Origin of the sequence: Ancylobacter sp. IITR112 (genome assembly GCF_041415945.1) — a bacterium.
Taxonomy (GTDB): domain Bacteria; phylum Pseudomonadota; class Alphaproteobacteria; order Rhizobiales; family Xanthobacteraceae; genus Ancylobacter.
Window position 1 is genome coordinate 93,850 of sequence record NZ_JBGCUS010000002.1, and the last position, 21,217, is coordinate 115,066.

A 21,217-nucleotide genomic window follows, 5' to 3' on the forward strand; every position below is an offset into this window, starting at 1 on the left:
GGTGGAGCATTCGAAAGGGGACTGGCTGAAGATCGCACTGCTGGTGGGGTTCGGCGGCCTTGCAACCGGCCTCATCCTCCACGTCGCGGGGAGACCGGACCTCGCACAGACTGTCTGGTTCGCGGGTGTCATTCCCGTCCTGGCCGCGCTTCTGGTGGAAATCCTGCGCAGCCTGTGGCGCGGCGAGGTCGGCCTCGACATCGTGGCGGCGCTGTCCATGTCCTCCGCCCTCGCCTTCGGAGAGACGCTTGCGGCGGCGGTGGTCGCCGTCATGTATTCCGGCGGCACCTTCCTCGAAAGCTTCGCCGAGGGCCGCGCCCGCCGCGAGATGCGCGCTCTCCTCTCGCGCGTCCCGCGCATGGCGACGAGATACCGCGACAACGGCCTTGTCGACGTGCCGCTGGACGACATCGTGCCCGGCGACCGTCTCCTGATTCGGCAGGGCGATGTGGTCGCCGCCGACGGCACCGTCGCTTCCGCCTCGGCCTTCCTCGACACCTCCGCGCTGACGGGTGAATCGCTCCCCGTCCGCGTCGACGCGGGCGACGAGGCGATGAGCGGCTCGACCAATGCGGGCGAAGCCTTCGACCTGATCGCGTCGCGCCCGGCGAAGGACAGCACCTATGCGGGGATCGTCCGCCTGGTGGAGGAAGCCCAGCGGTCGAAGGCGCCGATGTCGCGGCTGGCGGACCGCTGGTCGCTCGGCTTCCTTGCCGTCACCCTCGGGCTCGCCTTCGCCGCCTGGTGGTTCACCGATGATCCGATCCGCGCCGTCGCCGTCCTCGTCGTAGCCACGCCCTGCCCGCTGATCCTTGCCGTTCCCGTCGCCCTGGTGGCCGGGCTGTCGCGCGCGGCGCATTTCGGCGTGCTGATCAAGGGCGCCGGTGCCCTCGAAACCATGGTGAACATCCGGACGCTGATCCTGGACAAGACCGGCACGCTGACCGACGGCCAGCCCCGGATCGTCTCGATGGACAGCCATATCGGCATGGACAGGACCGATATCCTCCGCCTGGCGGCAGCCCTCGAACAGGCTTCCAAGCACCCGATGGCGCAGGCGATCGTCGCCGCCGCCAGAACGAGGGGCCTGTCGCTCCCCGTACCCTCGGAGGTGACGGAAGTACCAGGCGAAGGGGTGGCCGGACGGGTGGATCGCCATGCCGTCCTCGTTGGCGGGCACGGGTTCGTCTCGGATCGCGTGGAACGGACGGCGGTGGAACATCCGGCGCTCGCGGCGGGGGCGGTGCTCGTGGCGGTCGGCATAGACGGCCGGCTGGCGGGACATCTGATCATGGCCGACCCGCTGCGCGACGGAGCGCGGGACATGCTGTCCGGCTTGCGCGGCCAGGGCGTCGAACGGATCCTGCTGGCCACAGGGGACCGCCGCGAGGTGGCCGAGCGGGTGACGCAGGGCCTCGGCCTCGACGGCATCCGTGCGGGCCTGACCCCGGACCAGAAGGTCCTGCTGGTGCTCACCGAGCATAAGCGGGGGCCGGTGATGATGGTCGGGGATGGCGTGAATGACGCGCCGGCGCTCGCGGCGGCGGATGTGGGCGTCGCCATGGGCGCGCGCGGCGCCGCCGCCTCCGCCGAGGCCGCCGACGTGGTCCTGCTCGTCGATCGCATCGATCGGCTGGGAGCCGGGATGGAGATCGCGCATGGCGCGCGCCGGATCGCGCTGGAAAGCGTCGTCGCCGGCATAGGGCTGTCCGTTCTCGGCATGGTGGTGGCGGCGTTCGGCTATCTCACGCCCGTGCAGGGCGCCCTGCTCCAGGAGGCGATCGACGTCGCCGTCATCCTCAATGCCCTCAGGGCGCTCCGCATCTCTCCGGCCGGTGCGCTGCCGCCTGCGCCGGTTCCCGCCGTCATGGCAGCCAGCCCTCCAGGAAAGCCCCCGAAATGAGCCGCCTCTCGCATTCCGAAATCCACATGGTTCACTTCACCGATCTCTTGGCCGAGCTCGCCACCGTCGGATCGCGCGAGGCCGGGTTTCCGGTGCCGCACGGGTGCGGCGACGAATTCCACCACGGTTCGCCCGCGCCCAATCCGCGCGGATTGGCAAAGCCGCGCAATCTGGTCGATCCGTATGGGCACATCGATGAGATGAGGGTGAAGACGCGGGATTTTCGTTGATCGTCCGCACCTCACGGGTATGACTAGCCCGAGGCGTCGGTCACGAACAGCAACTGCGCCCCCTGGGACCAGGCTTCCAGCCCGACGATCGCGGCCATGCCGTGTGTCCGATCCTTGGAGCGGGCGAATATTCGGTCCTCTCTCGAGCGGGCGAGGGCGCCGGGACCCGCCTGTGGTCGGGCACGCTCGTAGAGGCGGCCTACCTGCTCTTCAAGCGTAGCCTTCGATTGCCGGATCTTGGTTGCGATCTCGGTGGCGACCTCGCCGGGTCGGGATTCGCGAAGGGCCGTTGGCTCGGAGCAGACATATCGGCTCAAGCCGTCATAGACGATACGATGCATGCCGGCGGATCCACCCTGGGCCTGGACCCCTCGAGAAATCTCCGACGGCTTCAGCAGCAGCGATTTCTCCAGCACCTTTCCGTCCTGGAATGCGCTGTCATAAACCTTCCAGTCCGAGAATTTGGGCGCGATATAATAAGTATCGGCGTCGCTGGCCTCGAATTCCGTCAGGCGTTGAAACTGGTGCCCCGACGTGTCGACGATGAATCGCCAGAACGGGTGTTGCAACTCCGGTACGGATTGCGCCGGCGTTGCGCGATGAAAGCGCTTCAGCTCATGGCCGAGCTTGAACTGCAGAATGACGACCCGTCCCCGGTCCTCAAAACCGACATCGAACCCGAGCTCCTCTTCATGGAGCAGGTTCGGCAGGAAGGGGGTGGGCCGCAGCCCGATCCCCTCCAGCAGCGATTGCACTTCGCGAGTGACACCGAAACCGTAGGAAAACTCCGACAGACGTTCGTGCAGATTGATCATGTCGACTTCCCAAGACCCCCATGCTTGTCCGTCGCGTTTTCGCTGGAACGCTGTGCGCCTGATGTCGCGCATGCTCTCGCTGGGGCCGAGCGTGATCCTCAAAATCGCTCTATCTCCCAATGACTTCCATCGATACCGGTATAGTCGATATCATCGCCTTGTTCGAATGTCTCAGGGCCTGACGCATTCTATGCAGAAGCAGCGGGGGGCGGCGCTCTTGGTTAGTCTTGAGAGGCGCTACGCCGGCCGAGTGCGTTGGCCATGACGCTGACGGATGACAGCGTCATGGCCATGGCCGCCTTGATGTTGTTGCCGGTAAGCTTGGTGATGCGAATGACCGCCCGCCTGGACCGACGCGGGCGCCGCCACATTGATCCGATCACCGATGGTGAGAGGCTCGCCCTTTTCCGTCGATCGCTATGAGGACCATCCCTCGCGCCTTGGCCGCCCAGCCGCTCGGTATCGTGAGTCAGGGCCGACAGCTCAAGATCCGCCTCCGCCATGAAGCGATGACTGCCGGTGGCGAGCTTTCTGTCGTCGACCAACGCGCCGATGCCCTTGCCGAGCGGATTGTCGAAATCCCGCGCTTCGCCGAGCCGGTTGCCACGTCCTTCGGGTATCCACGATCACGGACGCGAGTGGATGATTCTGCGCCGAGGTCGGTTGTTCGCGGATATCCGTCGTCGATGGCAGATGATTGGCATGTTGCTGTATGACACTCTCCCCATTCACGCGTCGTAACTAACGAATGACATCATGCCAGTCGCCATGTGATAGAGGTGGTGGCAGTGGAGGGGCCAGCGTCCTGGATTGTCCGCATCGAAGGTAACGGTCACGCGAGCCATCGGCGGGAGGAGGACAGTGTCGCGCACCGCGCCGCCGAGCGTCTTGCCGTTAACGCTGACCACCTGGAATGCGTGGCCGTGCAGATGCATCGGGTGAGCCATCATCGACATGTTCGCCAATGCGAGCTCAACGCGCTCTCCTCGCTTGATTTGCAGCGCGTCGCCCCCTCCGATACCCCAGCTATAGTCCGCCATGTTGCCGGTGAGGGTGAGCGCGAAGCGACGGTCGGCGGGACGCTGCGCGAGCGGTTCGGCAGCGCGCAGCGTCTGTTCAAGATCGAGCCCGAGCACCGGTCCCTTGGCTTGTCCGAGTACCGGAATCTTGGCGATTGTCGCGCCAGCAGATGCCAGGATGATTCCCGCTCGCTCGGCGCCACCCTCGCGAAGGGCGAGGATCGGATGGGATCCGCCCGCCTTCGGTAGCGCCAACCGGATATCCAGGCGCTGGCCCATGGAAATCGGGAAGGACCGGCCGGCGACCGGCTGAACGGCTTGACCGTCGACCGCGATGAGTTCCCCATTCAGGCTTCCGGTATCGATAGTGAAGGCGGTCGCGGTTGCGCCGTTGATGATCCGCAGGCGCACCCGGCCGCCCTTGTCGACGGCGACAACCTCGGGGTCACTCAGCGTGCGGTCATTGGCGAGGTAGGCGTCATAGTCGATGTCGTTGAGATCCATCGCCATGCCCGGCATGCTTTGCATCTGGCCCGTCGTGCCGGAGGCCATCATGCCGGCCATGCCCTTCATCGCGTTGCTCTGGGCCATCGCGCCGTGATCCATCGGCATGGCGCCGGCGGCAGGGTTTCCTTTGAGTTTGGCGAGCAGTTCTTCCGCAGGCGTGAACGAGAAGTCGTGCAGCAGGATCACCACCTCCTGCTCGTCCCGCTGCCGGTCGGCGGCGGTCCGCACGATCAGCGGCGCCGCCAGCAGATTCTGCTCCTGCAGCGTATGAGCGTGCATCCAGTGCGTGCCTCCGGTGCCGATGGGGAAGGTGTAGCGGCGCGTTTCGGAGGGTCCCAGAAGCGCGGCAGGATTGTCCGGCACACCGTCCATTGTCCAGGGCGGTGTCAGGCCATGCCAATGGATGAGCGTCGGCTCATCGATCCGGTTGGAGAGCGCGACGTCGAAGCTGCTCTCGGCATCCAGGGTCAGTCCCGATGTGCCGTTGGACTGGGCAAGCCCGAATACGCGCGCGGCCTTGCCATTGACCTCGATGGTTCGACTGACCGCCCCGAGCGGACGCGGCGCGGCGTTTGCAGCGGGCCGAGCGGCGTCGGGTGCGGCCTGCGCCCAGGCGTTGATTGGATGAAAGGCAGCCGAGGTGCCGAATGCGGCCGCTCCGGCCATCATCCGGTTCAGAAAATCACGACGATTCATGATGTGGGTCCTTGTTCCCTTGCCGGTAGCAGGCCGGCTGACTGATCATGCGAATGCGCATTCAACGACCCGATGCCCGCGGAGCATCAGGTCAGGTCCGATCAGGAACGGGTTCGAGGAGGACCGAGGGTGGGTGGAAACGCTAGGCCGATGACGATCTCGTCACGCCGGGCGTAACGCGCCGTGAGTACGATGCGCTGCGGGACAGTCGCATCTGGCGCGGCAAGAGCCACGACACAGGATGCGCATGCGCTGCTGCAACAGAGCGCATGGTCGGCAGTGTGAGAATGACCTTGGAGGCCATCGCCGCTGATGGCGGCCTGAAGCTGGCCGCCATCCACCACGGTTGCTTGCTCGTGGCGGACAAGGTCGTGACATGGCATGGCCTGCGCGCTGGCGACAGGCGTAATGAGCTGCGCCGTTGCAACCAGAAAGGTCAGCAACGCTCTCATCATCATCCGTCCTATCGTCTGAAACCTGACGCTCATGCTTGACCCCTGTCTCCTCAAGAAGGCACACTCCGCACATTCCGCCTTGACCCACATCAATGGCCTCTCTGAGGCGTTCTTTCGTCACAAGAGCTTGTCCCTTTGCGAGGGACTCGGACCGGGACCAGCCCGCCGGCATGTCTCATTCGGCGGCGAGCGGGCCGTCGACAGGCTCCGGCGTCACCGCAGCATCGGATGCCGCCGCGGTTGCCGGCAACCGCCAGCCCTTCACCAGCCCGTAGACCGCCGGAATCACGACGAGGGTCAGCATGGTCGAGGAGACCATGCCGCCGATCATCGGCACGGCGATGCGCTGCATCACTTCCGAGCCGGTGCCGCTGCTCCACAGGATGGGCAGGAGGCCGGCCATGATGGCGACGACTGTCATCATTTTCGGCCGCACCCGCTCGACGGCGCCGAGCATGATTGCCTGGTAGAGATCGGCCTGCGTGAAAGGCTGTCCCGCCACCTCTCGCTCAGCCTTCAGCTCCGCCATCGCCTGTTCGAGATAGATCAGCATGACGACGCCGGTCTCGGCGGCGACGCCGGCGAGCGCGATGAAGCCGACAGCGACGGCGACCGACATGTTGAAGCCGAGCCACCACATCAGCCAGATGCCGCCGACCAGGGCGAAGGGCAGCGAGAGCATGACGATGAGCGTCTCTGTCAGCGCCCGGAAGTTGAGATAGAGCAGCAGGAAGATGATGAGCAGCGTCACCGGCACGACGATCTTCAGCCGGGCCTCGGCACGCTGCAGATATTCGAACTGGCCGCTCCAGGCGACATAGGTGCCGGGCGGCAGCTTCACCTCGTTCGCCACTGCGGCCTGCGCGTCCGCGACATAGCCGCCGAGGTCCCGGCCGGCGATATCGACGAAGACATAGACGGCGAGCTGGCCGTTCTCGGTACGGATCGAGGTCGCGCCGCGCGTCAGTTCGACCTTGGCGACCTCCCCGAGCGGCACCGTCCCGCCGCCTGACAAGGGCACCTGCACGTCGCGGGCGATCGATTGCGGGTCGCTCCGAAAGTCGCGGGGATAACGGAGCGTGACGGCATAGCGCTCGCGCCCCTCGACCGTGGTTGTCACCGTCTCGGCCCCGAGCGCGCTTGCGATCACGCTTTGGACGTCGCCGATAGCCAGGCCGTAGCGCCCCAGCACGTCGCGGTCCGGCACGATGTCGAGATAGTAGCCGCCGATCACCCGCTCGGCATACGCGCTCGATGTCCCCGGCACCGATCGCAGCACCCGCTCGATCTCGCGGGCGCTCTGCTCCATCCGGGCGAGATCGGTGCCGAACACCTTGACCCCGACCGGAGTGCGGATACCGGTGGCCAGCATGTCGATCCGGGCGCGGATCGGCATGGTCCAGGCATTGGAGACGCCCGGGAATTGCAGCGCCTGGTCCATCTCGGCCTTCAGGCTGTCGATGGTGACGCCAGGTCGCCACTCGCTCTTCGGCTTCAGATTGATGATGGTCTCGAACATCTCGGTCGGCGCCGGATCGGTCGCGGTCAAGGCCCGCCCTGCCTTGCCAAAGACCGTATCCACCTCCGGAAAGCTCTTGATGATGCGGTCCTGCACTTGCAGCAGTTCGGCCGCCTTGGTGACGGAGATGCCCGGCAAGGTGGTCGGCATGTACATCAGCGTGCCTTCGTCCAGGCTCGGCATGAACTCGGAGCCGAGCTGGCGTGCCGGCCAGACGGTGACGCCGAGCACGAGGAGCGCGACGAGGATGGTGAGCGTCTTCGCCTTGAGCACGCCGCTTATGACCGGCCGGTAGAGCCAGATCAGGAACCGGTTGATCGGGTTCCTGTGCTCCGGGACGATCCGCCCGCGCACGAAGACCACCATGAGCGCCGGCACCAGCGTCACCGACAGCAGCGCCGATGCCGCCATGGCGAAGGTCTTGGTGAACGCGAGCGGGCCGAACAGCCGGCCTTCCTGCGATTCCAGCGTGAAGATCGGCAGGAAGGAGACGGTGATGACCAGCAGGCTGAAGAACAGCGCCGGCCCGACCTCGCTTGCTGCCTCGATCAGGATCTCGACACGCGGCTTGTCCGGCGGCGCGCGCTCCAGATGCTTGTGGGCGTTCTCGATCATCACAATGGCGGCGTCAATCATGGCGCCCACCGCGATGGCGATACCCCCCAGGCTCATGATGTTGGAGCCGAGCCCGATCGCCTTCATCGCCGCGAAGGCCATCAGGATGCCGACCGGCAGCATCAATATGGCCACCAGCGCACTGCGCAGATGCAGCAGGAAGACGACGCAGACCAGAGCAACGATGATGCTCTCCTCGATCAGCGTGCCCTTCAGCGTCTCGATCGCGCGGTCGATCAGTCCGAAGCGGTCATAGACCGGCACGATTTCGGCGCCCTTCGGCAGGCTCGGAGCGATCTCGGCAAGCTTTGCCTTGACGTTCTCGATTACGGTCAGCGCATTAGCGCCGAAGCGCTGCAGCACGATGCCGCTCGCCACCTCGCCTTCACCATTGAGCTCGGTGATGCCGCGTCGCTCGTCCGGCCCGGTCTCGACGCGGGCGACATCCTTCACCCGCAGCGGCACGCCGCCGTCGGTCTTCAGCACCACATTCTCGATGTCGGCAACGCCGCGCAGATAGCCGCGGCCGCGCACCATGAACTCGAACTCGGAGAGCTCGACGGTGCGCCCGCCGACATCGGTGTTGCTGGCCTTTACGGCGTCGCGCACCTTGTCGAGAGGGATGCCCAGCGCGCGCAGCCGGTTCGGATCGACCACGATCGAATATTGCTTGACGAAGCCGCCGACGCTGGCGACCTCGGCGACACCTTCCGCCTTGGAGGCACCGAAGCGGATCACCCAATCCTGCAACGAGCGCAGCTCGGCGAGCGTCATCTGCTTGGCGACGACGGCGTATTGGTAGACCCAGCCGACGCCGGTCGCATCCGGCCCGAGGGTCGGCGTCACACCCGCCGGCAGGCGCTGCGCGGCGGCGTTGAGATATTCGAGCACGCGGCTCCGCGCCCAATAGGGATCGGTGTTGTCCTCGAAGATCACGTAGACGAAGGAGACGCCGAAGAAGGAGAAGCCGCGCACCACCTTCGATTTCGGCACCGTCAGCATGGACGTCGTGAGCGGATAGGTGACCTGATCCTCGACCACCTGCGGCGCCTGGCCGGGATAATCGGTGTAGACGATGACCTGCACGTCGGAGAGGTCGGGGATGGCGTCGAGCGGCAGCGTCTTCAGCGCATAGAGGCCGGCGGCGACCGCGAAGAGCGTGCCGACGAAGACCAGCACAAGGTTGTGGGCGGACCAGCCGATGAGGCGGGCGATCATGGCCGTGTCTCCACAGGCGTCAGGCCGCGCAGCGCCGCCTTCAGATTGCTCTCGGCGTCGATCAGGAAGTTCGCGGCGACGACGACGCGGTCGCCCTCTGCGATCCCGTCGCGAATCTCGGTGAAGCCTTCGCCACGCAGGCCGATCTTCACGTCGCGCGGCTCGAACCGGCCTTCGCCGCGGTCGAGGATCACCACTTGCCTTGTGCCGGTATCGATGACGGCGTCATCCGGCACGGCAACCACAGGCGCGGCAGCGCCGCTGCCGATCTCCACCTCGGCATACATGTTGGGCAACAGGGCGCCGTCCGGGTTCGCGATCTCGATCCGCACCCTCGTGGCCCGCGTGGCTTCACCGACCTGCGGATAGATCAGCGACACCTGGCCGCTGAGGCGGCGCCCCGGCAGGCTCCGAACCCTTATCGTCGCCGGCGCACCGAGCCGGACAGCGCCGAGATCGAACTCCGGCACATCCGCCAGCACCCAGACGGTCGAGATGTCGGCAAGACGGAACAGCACATCACCGGGCGCCGCCTTCATGCCGTCGACGACATTGCGCTCGAGCACGACGCCATCGCTCGGCGCTCGCCAGATCATCGACAGCGGCACCTTGCGGGTGCGCTCGATCTCGGCGATCGCTTCCGGCGGGAGGCCGAGATTCTCCAGGCGCTGGCGGGCGCCTCCGAGAGTGCTGTCCCGGCCGCCGCCATTGAGATCGGTCAGGAGCTGGGCACCGGCGGTGGCGATATCAGGCGCATAAAGCCGGAGCAGCATCTGGCCCTTCGTCACCCGGTCGCCCGTGGTGACGTTCGCCACCTCATTGATAAAAGCCTCGCTCCGGGTCGCCACCACGGAGACGCGCCGCTCGTCGAGCCGGACGGTTCCCGGTACGCGCACCAGCCTGCCGACGACACGCCGCTCAACCAGCGCCGAGCGCACCCCGGACCGCTGCAGCTTGCCGAGCGAGACCTTCACGACCACGCCGTCGTCGTCCTCGCCTTCATGGACAGGGATGTAATCCATCCCCATCGAGTCCTTCTTCGGCACCGGCGAGGTATCCGGCAGGCCCATTGGATTGCGGTAGTAGAGGACGCGCCGCGGGCTCGCCGGGCCGGCCGCCTCAGCTGTCACCGGCGGCTTATCCTCGAAGCTGACATCCTCGCTGGCGCGAACGGCGCGGAATTCCCGGCCATCCCCGGTCTGGCGCGGCGTCGCCGAATAGGCGGCCTTGCCGTCGGGGTCCTGATAATAGATCACGGCCCCCGTGCCGGCCGGTTCCGCCGCGGCCGGAATGCCCAAGTTATCGAACAATGCGCGAAGGCCGGGCGCGGGAATACCCTGAACGCCGGCCCAATAGCCTCCGCCCCCCGCCGCCATGATGGCGGCGAGGGTGAGGCCCGTGAGGGCGATCCGTTTCATGGCACGGCCTTGAGGACCAGCTTGTTCTCGACGGTGCCGGTCTCACCCTGGATCTTGGCGCCGAGCGACAACTGCCAGCCGCCCGCCATCATCAGATTGGCCTTGAAACGGTAGACGCCCGGCTCGGTCGAGGGCAGCGCCTCGATCGGCGCGGTCATGGTCGGCATGCCGTCGGGTGCCATGTCGATCCGGGTGGCGAAGATGACCGCGTCCGGAATCGCCTTGCCGGATCGCTTGTCGACGAGCCGGACGGCGACAATGGCGGCATTGCCCTGCTTGACGTCAGTCTGAACGAGCCGGAACTCGTAATTGGCGATGTCGGCGTGCGCCGTCGAGAGAGCCGCCATGGACAGCGCGGCCGCAAGCGCCGCAGCAGCGGCGTGCTTCGTATTGAACGTCGTCATTGTCTGAAAATCCCGGAACTATCGGAGCGCCGTGCACATGCCCGGCGTTGCGTGGCGCATGGCCACGCGCTCTCGGCCGCCCGCGGCTCGCCGGGGCGGCACGAGCCGGCGTCGAAACGCCGGCGATGTCCTAGGTTCGTGGAGGTCGGGCCGGAGGCTCTGTCGAGCGCGCGTCGCCCATTGCATCACTGCCTGGGCGGATGGCATCGCCCTCCGCCCGTAGCACGAAGGCCACGCTTGAGAACGTCGGTCCGACCGAGAAACACTTGGCCATACATGTCGCCATCAGCGGGCAAATCTTCTGACAATCCGGAACGGCCGGCTTATCCGGGCAGCACGGCATGTCGTCCGGCATTGCCGCCGTGGCCACATCGGAGACAGCCGCCATCGCGGCCGCGCTCACCGGTGCGGTAAACGGACCGGCAATGAGCCCCACGATCGCAAGGATCGGGAGTAACCTGCGGAGCCAGATGCCGAGCTTCATGGTACCAAGGATGTCACAGCCTGGACATGCTGGAAAGCCGCCGGGCACACGCGCGGACTTTCGCGGTTGGCACTTCGCCTACCGCTTGGTCCGGCTCTCCACGTCGCAGATGAGTGATGTCGATGATTGAGCTGATGCGAGCCGTCTCTCACTGCCCCCAGTCTGCGGCAAAGCGACTCGTATAGTCTTGGTGCTGCGTACCGACGCGTCTCATTTCGGCCCGATAGCGGCCGCACCGATTTATCGGACGCCGTGGTGGGGCATGGACGAGAGACGAGCCGCGTAGATCCGTGAGTGATTTGCTAGTGGCGCGTGATTGAGCCTGTTGCCTCAGCCAAATCCGCTTGGCCCGGCATATAAGGATCTGCGAGTGCCGCATCAGGACGGCTCACCTCCGCATTTCGCGACGTCATTTTCGAGAAGCGATCCGGACCAATGTCTTTCAGCATTTTGCGAAAGCTCGTGTGCATCCCTCCGTCAGCGTAGCTCATCGGCATCTGGGGGCTTGCTGCGGCTATCTGCGCCACTCGCTCGTCATCGCGCATCCGCTTTTCGGCGACGAGCGAGTTCAGCGATGGCTCGACCTCATACGCCGGACACGGTGCCAACGGATCGAACGCCGACGAAGGATCCTTAGTCCTGGCGCCAAACACGTAGCGACGCCCACAAGCAGCGATCGTAGGTGGCTGCCTGATCACATCGAACTGATCGACCCCCTCTTTCAAATTGAGCCAAAATTGAAAGTTGGGGTCATTGCGAAACAAAGCAAGGTTTTGTGGCGTCATCCGAAACGGAAGAGCTTGCACTTGGAAACTCGTCTGTCCACCACTAAACGCCTCGCGAGCAAGGGCGTAGATCTCCCCAACGCCGTTGTCGGTGAGCGCGAAGCAACCGGACGAGGTGCAAGCCCCATGCACCATAAGGGCAGATCCCTGGTAGCCCAGAGCTTTCTCAAGCTCGTTAGGGTACCCAAGATTGAAAGACAAATAGTATTGTGATTGCGAGTTCATTTGGGACGGAGTGACCGTGTAGAAACCCTCTGGCGCCTGTCGGTCTCCTTCTCGTTTCTTGGGACCAAGCCTTCCTGACCAGCGGCACATCGGATAGGTCTTCAAAAGGGCGTACTGGCCGCTGCGATCGCGTTTCCAAACCTCGAGTTCGCTCTCGCGCTTATAGATTCTAATCAGGATCGGATCCGAAGGCGTCATGCCTTTCTCATTCATCTGGGCGACCAGCTTCGCCGGCAGCGGCTGAAGATGCCGGTCATCAAGATCAACGCTGGAACATGCAGCCAGTGCAAGCGAAAACACGACCAAGATCAGGATCGTGCTCAGCTTTGTCCCGCATGGTATTCGGATAGAAACGGTTCTGGTGGGAGATTGATATATCATTTAGCTGCTATCCGTTGATGAAATGAGTGAAGCCTGCAAGCGGCGGGATTGTCTCGGCCAGTGGACGCCCATCGTGTCGCCCACGCCGGCCGACATCGCCGCTTCCAAGGGGTGCCCGGAACCGATCAGGGCGCCGCGATGACGCCAAGCTCACGGGAGCCAATCGCCCTCGTGGCCGGTGCCCGCAAGGCGATGATCGTAGTCTGAAGGCTGGGAATGGAGCTGATAGTTCGTTGCTCACGTTCGACCCTTCCCATCATATTGGAGGACGGAACGCGTCGGCCGTCGATAGCCACTCGATCGGCTCTGCTCGCGCGCGAGCGGACACGCTCAGTCGCCCTGCTCAGTCGCTCAATGCGACGGCGATGGCGTCAACCGATGTGAATGGGCCTAGGAGGGTAAGGGTCGGGTGGGAGGACCATGCCGTGGAGTAGCGGGCTGTGCACAGCAAAGGAGGCCGTCCGCTGGAGGGCCAGCGCCTGCGCCTCCTGAGGCAGCGCCGCCAGGACAGAAGGGACGCAAAGCGCTGCGCAAGCCGCTCCCTTCATGCCATGATCACCGTCGTTGGCACAGCCCTGGCAGCCATCATCGGCGGAAACACCCACGGCAGCCGTCACCACCCTCTTGGCGGCCACGTCGCTCGCGTGAGCCATAGACAAGTTCATCCCCGCAGTTACGAGAACCGCGAGAAGCAATACGAGAACCCGTCGGAGCGACCAACACCTCATAGTAGGCAGCATTGCGCCGAACTGTGCCTAAAACAAGCCGAACCCGTGGCCTCCGCTCCGAACGTCGCGCAGGGCAAAGCGCGCTCGGCCTATCATCCGGAGAACAAATATTTGATGAGGGCGGCTATGTTAATGTCAGCCGATCACCGCAGCGTTGTCTGCACATGAGAGAGCCGTGTCCTCTAGATAGAAGGTGCCCGACTTCTTCGTCACAGCAAACGACCTCTCAAGACCGCTGTGCAGCGTGACGGTGATGAAACCGGAGCCTATCCGGTAGTGACCATCGTTTTTCCAGAGGCCATCATAGGTATATTGGCCCTTTGCGCCGAAGTAGAACTTGGCCCCAGCTTTTGTCGTGCAGGTCTTGCCCTGCACGGTTCGCGTGATTTCGGCGATGCTGACCGCGCTCACTGGTGAGCGTGCAGCAGCTTGGCTAGCCGGGATAATGAAAGCAAGCGCGGCGATACCCGCGAAGGCGTCAAAGTGAGCGTGTTTCATCGTTTCCTCCTTGGTGGGTATTGCCCGCCATTCTATGTTTCAAGGCATATTCTATCATTTCGTCTTCGCCGGCTTTCCAACATACGTGCCCTTGCCGCGCTGCAAGACTGGAAAGCAAATAAAAGACAGCCGATTGCCTCCTCTCCGTTTGCGAATTCGGCAGTATCAAGGTTACCACAAAGACGTGGGGTTCGCCTTATCAACTCGCAATGGACGCGGGGCACTGTCGAGCGTCTCGTTAAGCGACGCTGTGCTGCAACTCGCCAGCACGTTGATATTCGACCTTGCCGGGCATCGTATTGCGCCGAGGTACGAGAGCGATGGGATCGTGATATGGCCGCATTGCCCGGGCACTGAGGTTGCGGCGACTACGAGGCAGATCAACACCTCCATCATGTCGCAATTCGGACGATACTGTCCCTTGGCGATTCGGTTAAAATCCGCAGGGTCATGATGCGTTCGGGCAGGCATAAACCAATGATGGCTCGCGCGATCCGCGCCCTATTTGTTCTCATGCTTGTGATGACGGGTGCGGCACCACATGGCCGCAACGCATTCGAAACTGCAGCGCCAGGAAATGGGCAGACCGCGTCTCTGGCTTCCGATCTCGGGGTGACGGCCTGTGTCGATGGTTCCACCCGCGACTGCGGTTCATCAACCGATCATGAACGAGTGCCATCCGATTGCTCTCTTGCGACTTGCTTCCTGATCCTGCCCCGCCTCTCCGCCGGCACCGCAACAACCGATAGTAGCGTTCGGCTTATGTCTCGCCTTCGGGATGCTGTCGCTGACGGACGTATTCGCGAACGCCTGGAGCGACCACCCCGTACCGCCTGATTCATCGAGGATGGACGGCACGCTCACGCTATCCGGCGTGAGGATTTGCCTGTCGTCCGCTTCTTCTGACGGCCTGTCTGCGTCGGCCGCGCCGTCTCAATCCGCTTATAAATTGGCAAACTTTGGCTGCTGCGCGCGCCAGGTCGGCACGACCGGCTGTGGCGCGACACCAGCGACATGGCGTGAACATGGACTATCATTCTCCGATTTCCCTTCGCACCAACGGACACGAGCAAAGCTCACTGCTCGATCTCCTCGAGGGTCGCGCCGCGGACCTTCTGGCAAGGCGTCTAAGAATACCGAAAGCTAAAGACCTGGAGGTTTCCGCCGCCGCAATGCCGCCTGTCCTGATCCTCATCACAGGTCGCCTGACGGTTTATGCGTCGACACACAAGGGGGTCGACGTATTCATGACCGATCTTGAGCCTGGCGAGATCGTCGGCGAGGCCCCCGCATTCGGGAACGACGAGTTCCCGCTGCTTGTCCGAGCGTCCGAGGAATCGCAGGCTTGGGCGATTGATCAACGACGTTTTGTACGCGCTCTGACGACGCATACGGATTTCTCAATGGCAGTGATGCACGCGATGTGCCGGCGCGTGTGCCGCCTACATCAGCGGCTGGTCGACCAGGTGAGTCTACCAATGCGGGATCGCTTGAAGGCTGAGTTGCTGCGCATGGCTGTGACCGAGCCAGACGGCGCGTTGGTCATCACCTGGATGCCGACTCACGAGGAATTGGCGCTCCGAATCGCCACGCAGCGTGAGGCAGTGACGAAGGAACTGGCGAAACTCGCGCGGACCGGGGTTTTGGTGCGAAATGGGCGAAGCATCCGCATTCCGAGCTTGCCGCGCTTTGTCGCCCATATGGTAGATTAAATTGGAACCGCGCCCGCCAAACGGGCGCGGTCTTGGTCTCTGGCGACATGTGGATGTCGTCGATCCGATTGAAATTACGGCTTCGAAGAATCGGGAGCCGATGTGCCATCCTGAACGGAAGGGGTTATTGTGGATGGCGTCGGCCCTGTCGGAAAGGAACCTCGCTGCACGTCACGGAATTCGTGCTGGTCTCGCGATTGGGAACTTAGATTAGGTGGATAATAATCTGCCAAAATCGGGCCAGACATCGTGCCGAATAATACGATAGCCGTAATTATAGTCTTTAAGTGCATGTTTCTTCTCCGTATGAGCTCCAATCGAGCCGATCTAACATTTATAAAAAATGAGAAAGCGCGAGGTGGAAAACTCCACCTCGGAAATGACTAGCTTGTGATTAGTATGTGAATGAACGGACGCGATGTGCGGCCCACAGACCGCAATGGTACGCGTACCAAATCCCTATCACGCCGTTGCATTCTAGCGGCACGTTCGCGCGTTCGTTCTTTATGCCTTCCACGTGCCTTGACATCCCTGCCGAGTCACCTATCCCTGGGTCGCTATGCTTCGACGGTTGCGCCATATCATTATACTACTGACCGCGCTCACCTTCTCGGTGTCGAGCGTAGGCTGGAGTGTGGCCAGCGTCGTGCTCGGTGGGATGTCAGGAAATGGGCATCATTCCACAGTCGGATTAGCGGCAACGGAGCCAGGCGATCAGAAAGCCGTCGGCACCGCGCATCAGCATTCATCGAGCGCACATCACGCAACATGCGAGGCATCCGGCGGGATTGAATGCAAGTCCGAGCCGCAGGAGAGCGGAGCAACGAACTCCTGCTGCGCAGCAGCCTGCCATACCGCAATGCTGGCTAGCCATTACGTTGCGACTGTTGTCGCCTTAGCGCGTGCCATCGAGCACCCGCCTCTGGAAGTCGGCGTAAAGGAAGCCTCAGTCGTGCGCTTTAAGCGCCCGCCGAGATCTGCTGACGCCTAATCGTCGGCTAACTCCCTTCGCGATCTGCGGCCGCCAACGGATTAAATCCGTCGCCGTTCCGCTCCCGGGAATCTGCCGACACCTTCGCCGCTGCGCTTCCCGCAGCCGCTGAAGGTCGCCGATTGACGCCGCGCGGCTCCGCCGCTCCGGCTGGCTTGGCCAATTCCGAGGATTTTCATGAAGTCTGTTTTGCTGATGGCCGCCGCCGTCATCCTGTCCGCGTGTTCCGGACCGCCCGCCATTGAGTCGGCCGCCAATCCGTCCGACGCGGGCTCGCCGGTGCCCACCCTTCGCTATGTCCCGGTTACCGCAGGGACTGTCGATTACCGACCTGTCGACCCGAAACCATGGACCGAGCGCAACGAGCGTGTCGCCCCCAAAACGGGAGGCGAATGATGGCGCTTCAGATCGATACCCCGCTGAAGGGATTTCCCACATGGCCCTGGAAGCGGTTCGTCGCGATTGCTGCCCTCGCTGCGGCGCTGGGCGGCTGCGCGACGTTCACGCCAGATGGCGGCATGGGCCCAGTCTCAAGCCACGTAGGTACTGCGATCGGCATGGAGACGGTAAAGATCGCCTCTCCGGCCGATTCCGCGGTAGTTGAAGGCCGCGTTAAGGCACTCTTGACCCGCCCCTTGACAGCCGACGGCGCCGTACAGCTCGCGCTCATCAATAACCGAGGTCTTCAGGCGGAATACAACGCCCTCGGGATTTCCGAGGCAGCCTTTGTCGAGGCCAGCTTGCCGCCAAACCCAGTCATCGGCGTCGAGCGCCTGGCGACTGGCGGCGAACTCGAGATCGAGCGACGCGTCATTGCCAATATCCTGGCGCTCCTCACGCTTCCGGCACGCAGCGAGATCGCGAAGACACAGTTCGAAGTCGCTCGGCAGAAGGCGATCGAAGCCACATTCCGCACCGCTGCGGACACACGGCGCGCCTATTATCGCGCAGTCGCGGCGCGGCAGACCGTTTCATTCCTCGAGCAGGCGAGGATTTCGGCGGATGCCGCTGCCGACCTCACGCGCAAGCTTGGCGAGACCGGCGCAGCCAAGAAGCTCGATCAGGCGCGGGCCGGAGCCTTCTACGCCGAAGTGTCCAATGAGCTCGCCCAAGCGCGTATGAATGCGGGCACCGACCGCGAAGCGCTGACCCGGATGCTCGGCCTGTGGGGTGCCGATATCGAGTACAAGCTGCCCGGACAACTCCCGAGCATGCCTCGTATCCAGACGGCGCAACAGGTTGAGGTCGATGCCGTTCGAAAGCGGGTGGATCTGATCGCGGCGAGACTGGAGCTCGATGCTATGGCGAAGACCCTCGGTCTTACCGAGGCGACCCGTTTTGTGTCGATGCTCGATGGTGGCTGGCGCGGCAACTATCAACGGGTGAGCGAAGACGGAGTGCGTGAAAGCGCTTCGCCAAGCGGCTTCGAGCTCGAAATCCAGATCCCGATCTTTGACGGCGGCGAAGTCAATGTTCGCCGTTCGCGCGAGACCTACATGGAGGCCGTCAACCGCCTCATGGAAAAGGCGATCAATGTTCGCTCCGAAGCCCGAGCGGCCTATCTGACCTATCGCGGCAGCTATGACATAGCTCGCCAGTATCAGAACAGCATCCTGCCTCTGCGACGGACGATCAATGAGCAGGCGCTGCTCGAATACAACGGCATGTTGATCGATGTCTTCGAACTTCTGACGACAGCGCAAGAGAGCATCAACAGCAATGTCGCGGCGATTGCCGCCAAGCGCGACTTTTTCATCGCAACCGTCGACTTTCAGACCGCGATTATTGGTGGAGGCGGCTCGTCCGGCTCCGCCGGCGAGGCCCCTGTTGTCGCTTCGGCCGCCGAAGGCGGCGGGCACTGATCCGAGAAAGGTGAACATCATGACGGTCTCCCGTCGGAATTTCCTCGGTGCCTCCGGTGTGGCGGCGCTGATCAGCGCGAGCGCGGTCTCGGGCCGCGTCCAGGCGGCATCGATCCCCGAGGCTGCAACCATGAAAGAAGCGACCATGCAACCGCCCCTCGTCCCGACGAGTGGCCCGGATTACCAGCCGGTCGTTACCCTCAATGGCTGGACGCTGCCATGGCGGATGAACGGTGACTGGAAGGAGTTTCATCTCGTCGCCGAGCCGGTGGTACGCGAGTTTGCCCCCGGGATGGTCGGCCATCTCTGGGGATACAACGGTCAATCGCCGGGACCAACCATCGAGGCCGTCGAGGGCGACAAGGTCCGGATTTTTGTCACCAACAAGTTGCCAGAGCACACCACCATCCATTGGCACGGTCAGTTGTTGCCATGCGGTATGGACGGTGTGGGCGGGCTTACCCAGCCGCACATCAAGCCGGGCAAAACCTTCGTCTACGAGTTCCAGCTGCAGAAGAGCGGCACCTTCATGTATCACCCGCACGCCGATGAAATGGTCCAGATGGCCATGGGCATGATGGGCTTCTTCGTGGTGCATCCGAAGGATCCGGCCTTCCGCCGGGTCGACCGCGACTTCGTCTTCCTGATGGCCGCCTATGACATCGATCCCGGCTCCTATTTGCCGAAGGTCGCGGAGATGACCGACTTCAACATGTGGACCTGGAACAGCCGGGTCTTCCCGGGCATCGATCACATCGTTGCCGGCAAGGGGGACAAAGTTCGCATCCGCTTCGGCAACCTGACGATGACCAACCACCCCATCCATATGCATGGCTACGACTTCAAGGTGTCGTGCACCGATGGCGGCTGGGTGCCGGAGGGGGCGGCGTGGCCCGAAGTTACGATCGACTGCGCTGTCGGCCAGATGCGCGCTTTCGACTTCGTTGCAGACGCGCCTGGCGACTGGGCGATCCACTGCCACAAGTCGCACCATACCATGAACGCCATGGGCCACGATGTGCGCAACTTCATTGGCGTCGACAAGAAAGAGTTCGCCAAGAAGGTCCGCAAGCTCGTGCCCGACTATATGCCGATGGGCTCGGCCGGCATGGCGGACATGGGTGAGATGGAGATGCCGCTACCCGACAATACCCTACCGATGATGACGGGCTTCGCTCAGTTCGGCGCGGTCGAGATGGGCGGCATGTTCTCGGTCGTGAAGGTGCGCGAGGGCCTCGCCGCCAACGACTACAAGGATCCGGGCTGGTTCAAGCACCCGGAAGGAACGGTTGCCTTCGAGTGGAAGGGCGAGCCGAAAAAGGCCGAACGGGCACCGTCGCCGGCGTTCGACAAGACCAGAACTGCCGAGTTCAACGTGGTGAAACCCGGCGCCAAATCCCCTCACGACAATCATTGAAAAGGAATCCTGTATGCCGACAAGAATTTTGCTTACCGCTCTCGCGGCCCTGTCGCTGTCGACCGCCGCTCTGGCGGACGCCGGCCACTCTCATGGTGAAGAACGCGCCTATGGGGTACCCGGCGATCCGGCCAAGCCCGGACGCGTCATCCAGGTCACCATGCGCGAGACGGACGGAAAAATGGAATTCGTCCCGAGCCGTCTCGAAATCCGCAAAGGGGAGCAGGTCAAGTTCATGCTCCGCAACAATGGTGAGATGGACCACGAAGTTGTCCTCGCGACGCTGGAAGAGAACATGAAGCACGCGGTGGAGATGGCGAAGAACCCCGACATGGAGCACGACGATCCCAACGCCAAGCGCCTTGCGCCGAAGAAAACCGGAGAAATCGTATGGAGGTTCACCAAGGCTGGTGAGTTTGACTTTTCCTGCCTGATCCCAGGCCACCGGGAAGCCGGCATGTTCGGCAAAATCATCGTCAAGTGACCGAGTTAAGCGAAGGAACAGAGTGATGCGAAAATTCGTGATGGCCGCAGTAATCGCGGCATTTTCGACTGCCGCCTTGGCGCAAGCTGCACCTGTGGATGGGCAGATCACCAAAATCGACGAAGCACAGAGTAAGATCACGCTTAAGCACGGACCGATCAAAAACCTCGACATGGATGGGATGACGATGGTCTTTGCCGTCGCCGACCCGGCAATGCTCAAGGCAGTCAAGATCGGCGATAAGGTCAAGTTCGAGGCAGATCGGGTCAATGGCCGCCTCACGGTCACGAAGATCGAAAAGGTGAAGTGACATTTCCCGTTGTCTCGGGGGAGCGCCGCGGCGCTCCCCTTCCACTGGAGGATCAACCCGATGAACATGGACCGAAGACGCATGCTCCTGCTCGCAGGCGTGACGCTGCTTACACCGACGGCCGTCAGGGCCGCCGGACAACCTTTGGTCACGGTCTACAAGGATCCATCCTGCAACTGCTGCAGCGCTTGGGCCGACCACATTGCGAGGGCCGGCTTTCCCACGAAGATCGTCGAGGAGCCAAGGATGAACACAATCAAAGTTCGCTTTGGGATTCCCTCGGCGCTTTGGTCCTGCCACACCGCCGAGGTCGAAAACTTCCTTCTCGAAGGCCACGTTCCAGCCGCGGCTTTGGCCCGGCTCCTGGCTGTCCGTCCGTCCGTACGCGGCATCGCTGTTGCCGGCATGCCAGTGGGATCGCCCGGCATGGACGTCGCCGGAATGGAACCCGAGACCTACAACGTGATGGCTTTTGGTTCCGAAACGCCGAGCCTGTTCATGCGCTTCCGCGGCACCAGCCTGATTCCGAACTGAGCGCACA

18 protein-coding genes are annotated in these 21,217 nt (G+C 63.1%); 10 read left to right on the forward strand and 8 right to left on the reverse strand.

Annotated features, from left to right (window positions below):
- Position 1 precedes the first annotated feature (1 nt).
- Positions 2-1,903, forward strand: coding sequence for a heavy metal translocating P-type ATPase (locus tag AAC979_RS22065; protein WP_371349133.1), 1,902 nt, complete (start codon positions 2-4; stop codon positions 1,901-1,903).
- Positions 1,900-2,133: a DNA polymerase gene (locus AAC979_RS22070; RefSeq protein WP_371349134.1), complete on the forward strand. Its 234-nt coding sequence runs from the start codon at positions 1,900-1,902 to the stop codon at positions 2,131-2,133. Before AAC979_RS22065 ends, AAC979_RS22070 begins: the two co-directional genes overlap by 4 nt.
- A 23-nt stretch (positions 2,134-2,156) precedes the next feature.
- Here the strand turns inward: AAC979_RS22070 and AAC979_RS22075 are convergent, their stop codons facing one another.
- The 3 genes from AAC979_RS22075 to AAC979_RS22085 form a co-directional block, all read right to left on the reverse strand.
- A complete protein-coding gene (locus AAC979_RS22075; RefSeq protein WP_371349135.1) occupies positions 2,157-2,948 on the reverse strand; it encodes a hypothetical protein in 792 nt (263 codons plus the stop codon).
- A gap of 221 nt (positions 2,949-3,169) precedes the next feature.
- Complete coding sequence (locus AAC979_RS22080; protein WP_371349136.1) at positions 3,170-3,493, reverse strand: hypothetical protein; 324 nt, start codon at positions 3,491-3,493, stop codon at positions 3,170-3,172.
- A 183-nt stretch (positions 3,494-3,676) separates the two neighbouring features.
- Complete coding sequence (locus tag AAC979_RS22085; RefSeq protein ID WP_371349137.1) at positions 3,677-5,170, reverse strand: multicopper oxidase family protein; 1,494 nt, start codon at positions 5,168-5,170, stop codon at positions 3,677-3,679.
- 293 nt (positions 5,171-5,463) lie between these two features.
- On the opposite strand from AAC979_RS22085, the gene AAC979_RS22090 reads away from it, so the two are divergent.
- Positions 5,464-5,664: a hypothetical protein gene (locus AAC979_RS22090; protein ID WP_371349138.1), complete on the forward strand. Its 201-nt coding sequence runs from the start codon at positions 5,464-5,466 to the stop codon at positions 5,662-5,664.
- A gap of 136 nt (positions 5,665-5,800) precedes the next feature.
- On the opposite strand, the gene AAC979_RS22095 is transcribed toward AAC979_RS22090, so the two are convergent.
- The 5 genes from AAC979_RS22095 to AAC979_RS22115 all read right to left on the reverse strand — a co-directional run bounded on the left by AAC979_RS22095 (position 5,801) and on the right by AAC979_RS22115 (position 13,900).
- Entirely contained in the window at positions 5,801-8,977 is a 3,177-nt protein-coding gene (locus AAC979_RS22095) for an efflux RND transporter permease subunit (protein ID WP_371349139.1), read from the reverse strand.
- Positions 8,974-10,395 (reverse strand): efflux RND transporter periplasmic adaptor subunit, encoded by a 1,422-nt coding sequence (locus AAC979_RS22100; RefSeq protein ID WP_371349140.1) that lies wholly within the window; start codon positions 10,393-10,395, stop codon positions 8,974-8,976. The genes AAC979_RS22095 and AAC979_RS22100 overlap by 4 nt, the downstream gene beginning before the upstream one ends.
- Positions 10,392-10,799 (reverse strand): FixH family protein, encoded by a 408-nt coding sequence (locus AAC979_RS22105; RefSeq protein WP_371349141.1) that lies wholly within the window; start codon positions 10,797-10,799, stop codon positions 10,392-10,394. The genes AAC979_RS22100 and AAC979_RS22105 overlap by 4 nt, the downstream gene beginning before the upstream one ends.
- Before the next feature lie 786 nt (positions 10,800-11,585).
- Complete coding sequence (locus tag AAC979_RS22110; protein ID WP_371349254.1) at positions 11,586-12,608, reverse strand: murein L,D-transpeptidase family protein; 1,023 nt, start codon at positions 12,606-12,608, stop codon at positions 11,586-11,588.
- 929 nt (positions 12,609-13,537) lie between these two features.
- Entirely contained in the window at positions 13,538-13,900 is a 363-nt protein-coding gene (locus tag AAC979_RS22115; protein ID WP_371349142.1) for a hypothetical protein, read from the reverse strand.
- A gap of 1,025 nt (positions 13,901-14,925) precedes the next feature.
- Between AAC979_RS22115 and AAC979_RS22120 the strand changes: the two genes are divergently transcribed.
- The 7 genes from AAC979_RS22120 (at position 14,926) to AAC979_RS22150 (ending at position 21,210) form a co-directional block, all read left to right on the forward strand.
- A complete protein-coding gene (locus AAC979_RS22120) occupies positions 14,926-15,612 on the forward strand; it encodes a Crp/Fnr family transcriptional regulator (protein ID WP_371349143.1) in 687 nt (228 codons plus the stop codon).
- A gap of 1,168 nt (positions 15,613-16,780) precedes the next feature.
- The gene (locus tag AAC979_RS22125; RefSeq protein WP_371349144.1) at positions 16,781-16,999 is read left to right on the forward strand and encodes a hypothetical protein; all 219 of its coding nucleotides are present in this window, start codon (positions 16,781-16,783) and stop codon (positions 16,997-16,999) included.
- Positions 16,999-18,465: a TolC family protein gene (locus AAC979_RS22130; RefSeq protein WP_371349145.1), complete on the forward strand. Its 1,467-nt coding sequence runs from the start codon at positions 16,999-17,001 to the stop codon at positions 18,463-18,465. Before AAC979_RS22125 ends, AAC979_RS22130 begins: the two co-directional genes overlap by 1 nt.
- Before the next feature lie 19 nt (positions 18,466-18,484).
- On the forward strand, positions 18,485-19,882 hold the full coding sequence (locus tag AAC979_RS22135; protein WP_371349146.1) for a multicopper oxidase family protein: 1,398 nt from the start codon (positions 18,485-18,487) through the stop codon (positions 19,880-19,882).
- A 13-nt stretch (positions 19,883-19,895) separates the two neighbouring features.
- Complete coding sequence (locus AAC979_RS22140) at positions 19,896-20,366, forward strand: plastocyanin/azurin family copper-binding protein (RefSeq protein ID WP_371349147.1); 471 nt, start codon at positions 19,896-19,898, stop codon at positions 20,364-20,366.
- Between the two features lie 25 nt (positions 20,367-20,391).
- On the forward strand, positions 20,392-20,676 hold the full coding sequence (locus AAC979_RS22145; RefSeq protein ID WP_371349148.1) for a copper-binding protein: 285 nt from the start codon (positions 20,392-20,394) through the stop codon (positions 20,674-20,676).
- A gap of 60 nt (positions 20,677-20,736) precedes the next feature.
- Positions 20,737-21,210 carry a DUF411 domain-containing protein gene (locus AAC979_RS22150; RefSeq protein WP_371349149.1) on the forward strand — a complete coding sequence of 158 codons (474 nt, stop codon included), beginning with the start codon at positions 20,737-20,739 and terminating at the stop codon, positions 21,208-21,210.
- The last annotated feature ends 7 nt before the right edge of the window (positions 21,211-21,217 follow it).